Source organism: Sediminibacterium sp., from assembly GCF_030695065.1.
In the GTDB taxonomy this organism is placed as follows: domain Bacteria; phylum Bacteroidota; class Bacteroidia; order Chitinophagales; family Chitinophagaceae; genus Sediminibacterium.
On sequence record NZ_JAUYTR010000023.1, the window covers coordinates 91,175 to 104,359 of the forward strand.

The 13,185-nt window shown below is 36.1% G+C and carries 10 protein-coding genes; 7 read left to right on the forward strand and 3 right to left on the reverse strand.

What is annotated here, in order from left to right:
• Nucleotides 1–59 precede the first annotated feature (59 nt).
• The 4 genes from Q8S25_RS11185 to Q8S25_RS11200 are packed head-to-tail and all read left to right on the forward strand — an operon-like array spanning nt 60 to nt 4,224.
• Nucleotides 60–1,319 (forward strand): hemolysin family protein, encoded by a 1,260-nt coding sequence (locus Q8S25_RS11185; RefSeq protein ID WP_305537760.1) that lies wholly within the window; start codon nt 60–62, stop codon nt 1,317–1,319.
• 2 nt (nt 1,320–1,321) lie between these two features.
• The gene (gene tatC / locus Q8S25_RS11190) at nt 1,322–2,176 is read left to right on the forward strand and encodes a twin-arginine translocase subunit TatC (protein ID WP_305537761.1); all 855 of its coding nucleotides are present in this window, start codon (nt 1,322–1,324) and stop codon (nt 2,174–2,176) included.
• 33 nt (nt 2,177–2,209) lie between these two features.
• Complete coding sequence (gene rpiB / locus Q8S25_RS11195) at nt 2,210–2,665, forward strand: ribose 5-phosphate isomerase B (RefSeq protein ID WP_305537762.1); 456 nt, start codon at nt 2,210–2,212, stop codon at nt 2,663–2,665.
• Between the two features lie 11 nt (nt 2,666–2,676).
• Complete coding sequence (locus Q8S25_RS11200) at nt 2,677–4,224, forward strand: M28 family peptidase (RefSeq protein ID WP_305537763.1); 1,548 nt, start codon at nt 2,677–2,679, stop codon at nt 4,222–4,224.
• A gap of 95 nt (nt 4,225–4,319) precedes the next feature.
• Here the strand turns inward: Q8S25_RS11200 and Q8S25_RS11205 are convergent, their stop codons facing one another.
• The 3 genes from Q8S25_RS11205 to Q8S25_RS11215 form a co-directional block, all read right to left on the reverse strand.
• Nucleotides 4,320–5,744 (reverse strand): SusD/RagB family nutrient-binding outer membrane lipoprotein, encoded by a 1,425-nt coding sequence (locus Q8S25_RS11205; RefSeq protein ID WP_305537764.1) that lies wholly within the window; start codon nt 5,742–5,744, stop codon nt 4,320–4,322.
• Between the two features lie 33 nt (nt 5,745–5,777).
• Nucleotides 5,778–8,990 carry a SusC/RagA family TonB-linked outer membrane protein gene (locus Q8S25_RS11210; RefSeq protein WP_305537765.1) on the reverse strand — a complete coding sequence of 1,071 codons (3,213 nt, stop codon included), beginning with the start codon at nt 8,988–8,990 and terminating at the stop codon, nt 5,778–5,780.
• A gap of 229 nt (nt 8,991–9,219) precedes the next feature.
• A complete protein-coding gene (locus tag Q8S25_RS11215) occupies nt 9,220–10,194 on the reverse strand; it encodes a deoxyhypusine synthase family protein (protein WP_305537766.1) in 975 nt (324 codons plus the stop codon).
• A 102-nt stretch (nt 10,195–10,296) separates the two neighbouring features.
• Between Q8S25_RS11215 and Q8S25_RS11220 the strand changes: the two genes are divergently transcribed.
• From Q8S25_RS11220 to Q8S25_RS11230, 3 genes are read left to right on the forward strand one after another with little or no spacing between them, the layout of a single operon-like run.
• Entirely contained in the window at nt 10,297–11,061 is a 765-nt protein-coding gene (locus Q8S25_RS11220) for a bifunctional 2-polyprenyl-6-hydroxyphenol methylase/3-demethylubiquinol 3-O-methyltransferase UbiG (protein WP_305537768.1), read from the forward strand.
• Nucleotides 11,058–12,263, forward strand: a complete 1,206-nt coding sequence (locus Q8S25_RS11225) for a glycosyltransferase family 87 protein (protein ID WP_305537770.1) — start codon at nt 11,058–11,060, stop codon at nt 12,261–12,263. Before Q8S25_RS11220 ends, Q8S25_RS11225 begins: the two co-directional genes overlap by 4 nt.
• Nucleotides 12,260–13,183 (forward strand): glycosyltransferase family 2 protein, encoded by a 924-nt coding sequence (locus Q8S25_RS11230; protein ID WP_305537772.1) that lies wholly within the window; start codon nt 12,260–12,262, stop codon nt 13,181–13,183. Before Q8S25_RS11225 ends, Q8S25_RS11230 begins: the two co-directional genes overlap by 4 nt.
• Nucleotides 13,184–13,185: the final 2 nt, after the last annotated feature.

Here is a 13,185-nt window from a genome sequence, read left to right on the forward strand (position 1 = left end):
ATCGTACCCCGTTTCCACGGGGTACTTTGTTATTGTATATACCTTAACTTTGGCTCATTATGACGCATATCTATACCATTCTTAGTATAGTGGGTACTTTGCTTTTTATCGGCTTTTTTGCGGGGTATGAAATTGCATTCGTAACTGCCAACAGATTGAGCATAGAATTAAAGAAAAAGCAGGGTAAAAGAAGCGGTGCTATTTTGGCCCAATTCATAGAATCTCCTGCCCGATTTATTGGAACCTGTTTAATAGGAGTCAATGTTTTTTTAGTAATCTATGGTTTGCTTTTTGACGAGCTGCTTAAAACGGGCATCTGGTTACCCCTTCAAATTGAAAACAACTTATTAAAACTGGCTTTTGATACTTTAATTTCTACCCTAGTGGTTTTGGTTATTGGAAAATTCTTACCTAAAGCAATTTTCAGAGCAAAGAGTGATAGCTTATTATTTGTATTTGCTCCGGTTGCTAATTTTTTCCATCATTTATTTCTTCCATTAACCAACTTATTCGTAAACATTTCTCAATGGATTTTGAAATACATTTTTAATGTAAGAGTGAAAGATAAAAACGAAGCGTTTACTAAAATTGACTTGGAACATTTCTTTCAACAAACCAAAGACCAAGACGACGAAAATCAAGAATTAAATACGGAACTTTTTGAAAATGCATTAAGCTTACCTACAGTTAAGATTAGGCAATGCTTGGTACCTAGAACAGAAATAGTTGCACTTGAAGTAATAGACTCAATTGGTGAAGCCAGGAATCTATTTATTCAAACCAAATTAAGTAAACTGCTGGTGTACGAAGACAGCATAGATAATATTGTAGGTTATATTCACCAGTTAGATTTATTTAATCGCCCAGAAAGTGTAAAAGCAATGCTTCACCCAATTGTAGCGGTTCCTGAAAGCATGAGCGCTACCGATTTGATGAATAAATTCACTAAAGAAAGAAAAAGCATTGCATGGGTGGTAGATGAATTTGGCGGAACATCAGGAATAGTAACTATGGAAGATTTATTAGAAGAAATTTTTGGTGAAATTCAAGACGAATACGATACAGAGGAATTTGTAGAGAAACAATTAGCAGAAGACGAATTTATTTTTAGTGGTAGAATGGAGTTGGATTATTTGAATGAAAAATACAACCTCAATTTTCCTGCTAGTGATTCAGAAACATTGAGTGGTTACATTATCAATGAACATGAAACCATCCCAAAACAAAAAGAAACCATTATCATCAATAATTTCAAGTTTGATATTTTAACTGTATCTGAGAGAAGAATAGAAATGGTTAAGATGAAAGTATTACAATAAACATGGCACTATTTAATAGAAAAGCAACAGAAGAAAAAGAAGAGATGTCATTTATTGATCATCTTGAAGAATTAAGAGGGCATATTATTCGTTCGGTCATTTCCATTTTGGTAATGGCGTTGTTAATATTCATATATCGCAACTGGATATTTGATAATATCATTGTTGGCCCTATCAATAAAGACTTTGTTAGCTATAAAGCATTGTGCGATTTTAGTCATTGGTTAAAAATTGGGGATGCATTGTGTATGCCCCCAGTTGAAGTAACCATGCAGAGTACCACTTTTGGTGGCCAGTTCTTAAGTACTATTAGTATGGCCATTGTAGGTGGTATCATTATGGCATTCCCTTATATTTTTTGGGAATTCTGGCGTTTTGTTAAACCAGCTTTAAAAGAAAAAGAAGTTAAAAATACTCGTTTCATTATTTTTTGGGTTTCATTCTTCTTCTTTTGTGGCGCGGCTTTTGGTTATTTTTTATTGGGGCCTTTCACCTTTAACTTCTTGGCCGGATTTCAATTGGGTACAGAGAATATGATTGTAACCAGACCAACATTTTCTGATTATTTAGACAACTTAACCAATATTATTTTAGGCTGTGGATTGGCATTTGAATTGCCTGTATTGGCTTATATTCTAACCCAAATTGGAATCATCACCCCCAGCTTTTTAAGGGCTACCCGTAAGTATGCTGTAGTAATTATTTTAATTGTTGCCGCATTTATTACCCCAAGTCCAGATTGGATGAGCCAATTGATTGTGTTCATTCCTTTATTCTTATTATATGAATTAAGCATTCTGGTTTCTGCAAGAGTATTTAAGAAATTAGAAAAAGACGAAGACAAAGAGTGGGATTAATCAACCTATATACTTCACATTAAAGATTATTTTATGGCTTATGTTTTTGATGCTTCCAAACCCATTTCAATTGGTAGCGACCATGCAGGATTTGCGTATAAATCTGCTTTAATTGCTTGGTTAACCGAAAAAGGCTACCAAGTTACCGACCATGGAACTTATTCATTGGATTCTGTAGATTATCCCGACTTTGCACATCCTACTGCAGCTGCAGTAGAAAAGGGTGAAGCAGGTTTTGGTATATTGATTTGTGGAAGTGCTAATGGAGTAGCCATTACCGCAAATAAACACCAAGGTATTAGGGCGGCACTTTGTTGGCAGAATGATGTGGCTGAATTATCTAGACTTCACAACAATGCCAATATCATCTGCATACCTGCAAGGTTTGTAGCATTGCCTCTGGCAGAACAAATGATTGATCTTTTTATGAATACTTCATTCGAAGGCGGTAGACACGCCAGCAGAGTGAATAAAATTAGCTGTAACTAAACCAAAAAGCCATGATGAAAAAAATCCTGTTTGGTGCAATGTTCCTTTCAACTGGAATTGCATACGGACAAAAAGAAGATGCATCAACCAAGTTTGCTGCATTAATTACCCCCGCTTCAATGAAAGAAAAATTGACCATTTTGGCAGGACCAGAAATGGAGGGAAGAGAAACTGGTATGCCAGGCGAAAGAAAAGCCGCTGCCTACATTGAATCTGAATTCAAAAGAATGGGACTTAAGCCTGGTAATGGCAATAGCTACCAACAATATTTTAATGTATACCAAGACGAATTGTCTAGTATTGAATTAAGGGTTAATGGAAAATTGTATAACTGGGACAAAGACTATATGATGTCTTTACAGTCCATTGCCAATGGCAAAGCCAGTTCTAAAGAATTGGTTTTTGTTGGATACGGCATTGTAGATAAAGCTGCTTCAATAGATGACTATGCAGGCCTTGATGTAAAAGGCAAAATAGTGATGATTTTAGACGGCGCACCAGCAGGATATAAAGCCCCAGCTCCTGTACCAGGATCAAGAACACCAAGCCCAATTTCAGGCGCAGCCAAAGCAGCAGCAGCTAGAACAGCAGGTGCAACAGGTATCGTTTTAGTGTCAAAAGATTTTCCTCGCAAAACAGCTACTCCAGTAAAAGGAAATATTTACATGAATAAGCCTACTGGCGCCCCTTTTATGATGGTGACTGTATCAGAAGAAATGGCTTCAGCTTTAGCTGGAAGAACAGCGAAACTTTCTAGTGCTGCATTAGCCGCATTAACCAAAGGAAAATATGTTGCTGAATTAAGCATTGCAGCCGATAAAAAATCAACTACTCTAGAAACCAGTAATGTGATCGGTATTATTGAAGGAACCGACAAAAAAGACGAATACGTTTTCATGACCGGACACCACGATCACTTGGGTAAAAGAGGAGACGTGATTTATTATGGTGCAGACGATGATGGTTCTGGAACCGTAGGTGTGATGCAAATGGCAGAAGCTTTTGCAGCAGCAGCTAAAAAAGGAAACAAGCCTCGTAGAACTTTGGCATTCATGACAGTAACTGGAGAAGAAAAAGGCCTTTGGGGCTCTCAATATTATTCTGAACATCCAATTTTTTCTTTAGATAAAACCACTGTTGATTTAAATACCGATATGATTGGAAGAGTAGATACAGAAAGAAAAACTGCTGATACCCTCAATTATATCTATGTAATTGGTCACGATAAGTTAAGCTCTGATTTAGCAAAAATTAATGAGGGCGTGAATGCTAAGCATTTGAATATGACTTTAGATTACAAGTACGATGATCCTAAAGATGTAAACAGAATTTATTACAGAAGCGACCACTACAATTTTGCACGCAAAGGCGTTCCAATTTTATTTTTCTACGATGGAATGTTAAAAGCAGAATACCACCAACCAGGTGATACAGTTGACAAAATCAACTTTGAATTAATGGAAAAAAGAGCAAAGCTCGTATTCTATACTGCATGGGATATGGCAAATAGAGACGAGATGTTAAAGAGAGATATCCCTTTAACAATGCCTGCTAGATAATATAACTGTTAAACACAAAATAATAAGCCCCGGTACTATTTCTAGTCCGGGGCTTTTAATTGCAAACAATCGTGAATATTAAACTTGCAAAATATTTATTTTACCAACCACATTAAACCATAGTTCTCATCCTTTCCACCTAATGCAGTAACAGCAGCTGCATAGTTAACAGGATTTAAAGAAGCCTCGGTTGGTGAATAACCTAAACGCATTGGAATTCCTCTTGAATCTACTGCATCAACAGCAGGAGTTAATACAGGGAAACCAGTTCTGCGCCAGTCTTTCCAAGCTTCATAACTAGCTAAATAATTGTGTACCCATTTTTCGGTCATGATTTTCTTATGCCCATCTACTGCAGAATAAGCAATCTCTGGTAATGCTGTATAAGTATCATACTTTGCCTGGTTAAATACACCGTACATTTCCCAAGAAGCTTTAATAGCGGCTTTGTATTTTGCCTCTGCTTCTACGTCGCCACCTGCCACATAGCCTAGCTTAGCAGCTTCTGCTTGCATAAATAAAACCTGTGCATAGTTATGTAAAGTAAGCGGAGCATCTTGGTTTCTAAATGCAGCACCAATTCTACTGAAAGCAGCAGGAATATTTACTGCCACATTTCTACCATAAGGTAATCCTTTGATTACACCACCAGCCAAAGTTTCAGCAAATACAGGTAATCTTGGATCGGCTTTTGGATCCATATAATCGGTCATGGTTTTACTAATAGCGTAGTCATTACGATTGCTAATAGTATAGTTGTTATACCAAGGATTATAGTTATTAGGATCACCAGCAATATACTTATAACTGATGTTCTGTGCATTGCTAGTAATAACACCTGCAGCAACAGCAGCAGCATATTCTGTTTTGCCTTTTGCTATATCTGCTTTTGAAATACGCATTGCCATAACCATTCTGGTTGTATTGGCGAAACGCTTCCATGCAGCCATATTGCCATTTAATAAAACATCTCCTACCACAGCAGCCTCCGACTCATTAATTTGTGCAACTGCTTCGGTAAGCTCCTTAAATAATGCAGTGTAAATGTCCTGTTGCTTATCGTATTTAGGCGCATAATTTTTATCACCTTGTAATGCTTCTGTATAAGGAATATCTCCCCATATATCGGTCATTTGTAAAAAGTAATACGCTTTTAAAATTCGAGCAACAGCAATTTGGTTATTCTTAGAACCATTTCCATTAGCAGAAGAAGACCCAGCATTATTATAATTAATGATGGTTTGTAAATCGTACAATGGACCTGTGTACCATCCAGCAAAACTGGAGTTTCTATCACTATACAAAGAAGAACCAGGATAAGGGCCTTCCGAAATATGCTGAATATACATAGAGCCTAATCTTGCACTTGTTACATAAGTGCTTAATGCTTGTTCGGCATTCGTTAACAACGCTTTGGTAGAAGCTGTAGTTAATTGTGCTGGAGAAATATTGGTATCGCCAAACTTGTTACAACTTTGTAACGTAGCCAGCAAACCAAAAACGATTAATATTTTTTTCATAAAATGTCTTTTTGTTTTTACTGAATTCGTTTACTAAAATGATGCCCTTAAGTTTACACCAAATTGTCTGGTAGAAGATAACTGACCACCTTCACGATAGAAAGTTTCTAACTCAGATGGATCAACACCCCACTTTTTGGTAGTAGCCCAAATTAACCAGGCATTCTGTACCATAAAGCCAATATTAGCAGACTTAACAAATGGAAGCGATTTTAGTGCAGAACTTGGAATAGTATATCCAAATCTAATTTCTCTTAATTTAACATAAGAACCATCTAGTAAAACATTGCTTGCATCACGTTGACGTGCGGTATACCAATAAGCTCTTGCAGAAATGTAACGGTTATTTTCTTTTCCTGCCAATGCACCATTTGCAAAAATTCCAGGAATGCGGATACCACCAGCACCAGTATTACCACCAGCGGTAGTATATGCACCAGGATAATCTCTCCAATCATTGCCTTTATCGTTTTTGCCAACAGTTTCTTGAGAAAGACCAGCACCTGTATTAAAGTTTCTGGTTTCAGAATAGAATAAACCACCACTTTGGAAATCAATTCCAAATGTAAGATCAAACGATTTGTACTTAAATGAGTTGAACATACCACCAGTAAACTTAGGAAGTACATTTCCAATTGGCACGTTTATATCATACAAAGGTTGACCAGTTGCATCAATTAAAGTTTGACCAGTTGTTGGATCTGTTCTCCATTTTCTACCATAATAAGTGCCCCACTCCCCACCTACTCTATGTTCTAAACGAGTATCATAACGATTGGTTGCATATAAATAGGTATTAATGCCTGGAGCCAATTCTTTAATGCTGTTCTGGTTTTTAGCCCAGTTTAAAGTAACATCCCAGCTAAAGTTTCTGGTTTCAATTGGTTTACCACTAAGGGTAATTTCAATACCCTTACTTTGAATATTACCTGCATTAATTTGAGCAGTAGAGAATCCACTTGCAGGAGTTACATCTATACCCAAAATTTGATCTGTATTATTATTCTGGTAATAAGTAACATCTAAACCAATCTTCTTGAATAAACGCAATTCAACCCCAAACTCATAGGCTTTGGTTAAAGCTGGTTTAATTCCACCACCTTTAAATTGGTTACCAATTGTAGCAGATGGATTGGTTCCGTAAAAAGAACCATTTCCTATTGCTAAGTTTAGCGCATGCGCTCCTAAGTCTGAACCTACGCTAGCAAAAGACGCTCTTAATTTACCATAAGTTAACCAACTTGTTTTAACCAATTCGGTAAAAATAAAGCTGGTACTTAATGAAGGATACAAATAAGAATTACTTTGTGATGGTAATGCAGAAGACCAATCATTTCTTAAAGTTGCTTCTACATACAATAAATCTCTCCAACCAATAGATGCTTTTCCTAAAACAGAATTCACTGTTTTCTTTTCATAAGAACGACCAACTGAAGGACGTGAAATAGATGCAGCAATATCAAAGTAATTAGGAGAGCTTAATCCACCTTGTGTGCCCATTGATAATGCACTGTAGCTGTTCTTACGAACGTTGCCACCCACCATACCATCTACAGAAAAATCACCGAATTTATTCTTGTACATGATATTAGTTTCAAAATTCATTTCAGAATAACGGTCTTGAGAAATATTAAAATAATCTAAGGTTAATGCACCTGTTGGCATTCTACCTGTATTTTCATTATCATAATTATTGGCCCTTACATAAGACTGAATATTCAAGTGCTTATTAATTTTGATATTCATTCCAATATTTCCAGTCAACCTGTTTTGAGCTTGCGTAGAGAATGCTTCATTTACCATAAAGTAAGGATTGTCCCAATACTGAGGTCTTCCATAAACCTTGATATCTGCGCTTGCATTTGGATCACCAATATTCCATGAATTCAAACTACCATCTGGCTCTCTGTAGTTAACCATACGCTTCATGTCTAATTGACGCTGAAACCATTGGTTAAAATTCTGTGTAATATTTAATCCATCTAAACGATATCCTTCAGCAGGCTTTCCTTTAGTACTATTGGTAGTATAAGTAAGGTCTGTAGAAATAGTAATATACTTGCCAATATCAAATGAACCATTCAATGCCAACTGATGTTGATCTCTGCTAGCATTTGGAATCATCAAACTTCTATTTTGATTGGCATAAGTCATTCTGAAATTATATCCTTCACCACCTGAAGAAAATGCAACTGAATTATTTTTATTTACACCAGTTCTAAAAAAGTCTTTTACGTTATTAGGTTGAGCAGTTAAGGGTGTTTGTTGACCAAACTCTGAACCAGGATACCAACTCCAATAAGCACGGTAATTGTCTCCGTTCATTTTAGGTCCCCAACTTTCATCGGCACCATATTCTAGCATACGTTGACCATTGAAAGAAGCCCAAGATGCAGGATGTATAGCAGGATTGTATTTAAATAAATAAAATCCCTGTGCATCAAATGAAGTTCCTGCAGAAGTTAATGAGGAAGAATATCCACCCGCGTAATCATTTTGATAAGGAGGCAGTAGCGCCAACTTTTCAAAAGTTAAACCCAAGTTTACATCTACACTAGTGAATTTTTTACGAGATCCTTTTTTTGTAGTAATTACTACTGCACCATTTGCAGCACGTTGACCATACAAAGCAGTAGATGCAGGTCCTTTTAATACAGAAACACTTTCAATATTATCCAAAATTACTGCAGACTGATTGGTAATGGTTCCATCTACTACAAAAATGGGCGCTTGAGGTCCTAAACCAGTAACACCACGAATTAAGATATCGGCATTATCAAATGAAGAACTAGGTGAACCTACTAACTGAACACCTGCTACTTTACCCGCCAAAGAAGTACTGATATCTAAGGACTTGGCAACTGTTAAGTTCTCCCCTTTTACTTCTTGCACTGCGTAACCCAATGCTTTCTTTTCTCTTTTAACACCTAGTGCGGTAACCACCACTTCACTAAGGTTATCCACTTCTTCTTTCATTCTTACAGAAGAAGCTTTGTCAGCTTTTAATTCTACCATCCCAAAACCAGTAGCAGTAAACTGCAGGGTTGCATTGGGAGATACAGAAATAGTAAAATTGCCCTCCCCATCGGCACTTACTGCATTTTTGGTGCCTTTCTCTTTAACAGTAGCAGAAGGAACGCCCACACCATTGGTGTCTGTAATCCTTCCTTTAACCGTTGTTTTTTGCGCAAAAGTGATATTCGTAAAAAGAATAAAACCCAGCATTAACAACAAAATTTTTCTCATTTGTTTAGGTTTTGGTTAAGAATATTAAGATTTCAATATACCTATTTTTGCTTTATTGTTAAAAAAATCTTAAAGGTTTAAACATTAAAATTCAATTAAACAGCGTAAAATGGCCTTAAAGTCAAGAATATCTCTAACCTTATAGCCATTATCTATATTTTACTTAATAAAAACAATAAAAAAGCCCCGATTGAATCAATCGAGGCTTATATTAAATTTATATTTTATATTACCAGCCCAATAAATACGCAAAAATTAAAGGCACTACAATAGTTGCATCGCTTTCAACAATGTATTTTGGAGTATGAATATCTAATTTACCCCAAGTAATTTTTTCATTGGGAACAGCTCCAGAATAAGATCCATAAGAAGTAGTTGAGTCACTAATTTGGCAGAAATAGCTCCAGAAAGGCACATCATGCCACTCAAGATCTTGGTACATCATTGGAACCACACAAATGGGGAAGTCTCCAGCAATACCACCACCAATTTGGAAGAACCCTACGCCCTTACCTGCACTGTTTGCGCGATACCACTCGGTTAACCAAACCATGTATTCAATACCACTTTTCATAGTAGATGCTTTCAATTCTTGCTTAATGATATAAGAAGCAAAAATATTTCCCATGGTACTGTCTTCCCAACCTGGAACTACAATAGGCAAGTTTTTTTCAGCAGCAGCCAACATCCAACTATTCTTTGGATCAATTTCATAATACTGAGCCAAATCGCCACTTAACAGCATTTTATACATGAACTCATGAGGAAAATAACGCTCACCAGCATTGTCTGCATCTTTCCAAACCTTGTAAATATGTTTTTGCAAACGACGGAAAGCTTCTTCTTCAGGAATACAAGTATCGGTTACCCGATTGTAATGATTCTCTAATAAATCCCACTCTTCCTGAGGACTTAAATCACGATAATTAGGAACACGCTTATAATGACTATGTGCCACTAAATTCATTATATCCTCTTCTAAATTGGCACCAGTACAACTAATGATAGCCACTTTATCTTGACGAATCATTTCGGCTAAACTAATACCCAACTCAGCTGTGCTCATAGCACCTGCCAAACTCACCAACATTTTTCCTCCCTCTAATAAATGGGTCTCATACCCTTTTGCCGCATCTACTAAAGCAGCCGCATTGAAGTGTCTATAATGATGCTCAACAAACTGAGAAACTGGTCCTTTACTCATATTAATAAAAATTTAGAGGGGCAAAAGTAAATTTTTTAGCTGGTATGCCTCTCTTAAATTGTAGTAGAATTTTCGTTACTTGCAAGTCCCCCCAAAAACAACATGGACCAACAATACTTTAAAGAATATTATCATTTAGAAAGGGTAAACTGGTGGTTTACTGTTAGAAGAAGGATTCTGAGGGATCGAATCCGCCATATTCTAAAAAAACCCGAGGAAATTCAGTCATTAAATATTGGGGCAGCCACTGGAACCACCTCTGATATGCTCACCGAGTTTGGGGGAGTCATGTCGGTGGAATATGACCAAGAATGTTGCAATTATACCCAAACATTTTTGAGCACTCCCCTTATTCAGGGATCCATTACCGAATTGCCTTTTGGTAATAATAGTTATGATTTAGTTTGCGCTTTTGATGTTATTGAACACGTAGAAGACGACACAAAAGCAGTATCAGAAATGATGCGAGTTTGTAAACCCGGTGGACATATTGCTATAACCGTTCCTGCTTATGCTTTTTTATGGGGGGAACATGATGTAATTAATCAACACCATAGAAGGTATACCAAAACTCAACTGCTTGGATTACTAAAAAAACACCCAGGCAAAATTGTTTATCAAACTTATTTCAATTCCATACTTTTTATACCCATTGCTGCATATCGCTTACTAGCAAAAGGAATGAGTAAATTAAAGGGGGCTAAAAAAGGGACAGTAGAATCTGACCATGCCATTTTTGGTACTGAAGGATTTTTTAATAACTTGTTAGCAGGAATTTTCTCCATTGATTACTATTTAATAAAATGGGGATTTCGATTTGCTGCAGGTGTTTCCATTATGGTATTTTTTAAAAAAGAAAGTGAATGAGTTCAAAATTGGAGAAAATCATTTTTCATAAATGGGAAACAGCCAAATTTGGATCGGTTTACCTAATCTATTGTATATGGTTTTTATTGGCAGCTATTGCTGTTGTTTCTGAAATGAGCAGAGGCCTTACAGGAATTGATAATTACTTAATATTTGAAGGAGTATTCAAACACGTAGTGCAAGAGAAATACTTGTTTAGCTATTATCCAGACGAATACGTTTCATTCAATAATTATGGTCCTGCATTCTCCCTAGTGATTGCACCTTTTGCTTTACTACCTACTTATATAGGATGCTTCTTATGGGCCATGGCAAATGCAGCTGCATTATTTATTGCACTTAAAATGCTCCCAGTAGAAGAGAAACAAAAAATAATATTGTACTGGATTATCGTGATTGAAATGATGACATCTATTCATAGTGTTCAGTTCAATCCGATGTTTACAGCATTTTTCATTTTCACTTTTGTATTTACGCTACGTGGTAAAGATTGGATAGCAACATTATTTATTGCCTTGGGCATTCTCACTAAATTATATGGAGTTGCAGGATTGGCTTTTTTCTTTTTTTCTAAAAATAAATTTCAGTTTATTATTTCTTTATTGGTATGGTTAACCATAATAATAGCAGCTCCAATTCTCTATTCTAGTTACGATTATATTGTTCAAAGCTATGAAGATTGGTATTACCAAATCATTAGAAGAAACCAGCAAAACATTGATAATTCAAGAACAGCGGGTATGCAAGATATTTCTGTTCCTGGAATGATCCGCAGAATATTTAAATATTACGGGCCCATTGATTTTCCCATTATTGCTATTGCAGGAATATTATTTGGTATCCCATTATTAAAAAATCAAAATCAAGAACAGCCCTATTTTAAATTAAACTATTTAGCACTGGTATTAATTTCTGTGGTCATATTTAGTTCAGCAGCAGAAAGTCCCACATTTGTAATTGCAGTAACAGGGGCCGCTCTTTGGTTTATTACCCAACAACAGCCTATTTCAACGGCAGTTAAAGCAATCCTATGGCTATTATTTTTATTAACCATATTATCTCCAACCGACATAATACCACCCTATATTAGAATCAATTTTATACTAGCTTATTCTTTGAAAGCTTTACCTTGTTTCATCATCTGGTGCTGGATAGTAATCAGTTGTTGGAAAATTCATTTGCCTAAAATTCCTGCAAAATGAGCAAGATGGTCGCATTTGTAATACCTGCATGTAACGAGCAATCAAATGTGCTTGTGATAGCTGGAGCTATAAAAAATATTATGGCTCCTTTGATGTATGATTATCGTATTTTATTTGTAGACGATGGAAGTACAGATGGAACATTAGCAGCATTAAAAGCAGAAGCTACAATCAATAATCATATTCATTTTATTAGTCTTTCTAGAAACTTTGGTCATCAGAATGCATTAAAAGCGGGTTTAGATTTTGCCGATGGAGACTGCGTAATTATGATGGATGCAGATTTACAGCATCCCCCAGATTTAATTCCCATTTTGCTAGAAAAATGGGAAGAGGGAAACGATATTGTTTATACCATTCGAAAGGAACAGACTGATTTGTCATTACTAAAAAGAAAAACCTCTGCCATATTTTACGACATCATCAATAATATGTCAGATATAGAGTTGGAACAAGGAACAGCCGACTTTAGATTAATGGATCGAAAAGTAGTGGAAGCTTTCAAACAAATTAGAGAACATGATTTGTTTATTAGAGGATTGGTAAAATGGATGGGCTATAGTCAATCAGGAGTAGCTTATTATCCGGCAGCACGTTTATCGGGCGAGTCAAAATACACCATCAAAAAAATGGTTCGATTTGCCTTACAGGGTATTACTTCATTTAGTACTAAACCTTTGTACATGGCTGCCTACCTTGGATTTAGTTTTGCTTTTCTTTCGGTTTTATACATTCCATATATCATTTATAGTTTCTATCAAGGACAAACAGTTTCAGGCTGGGCATCCATTGTTGCCGCTATTGCTTTTTTTGGGGGATTACAGCTGATGATTTTAGGAATCATTGGGCTTTATTTAGGCAAACTATTTATGCAAAGCAAGAGTAGACCACATTATTTGGTTAAAGAAACGAATTTGTGAAA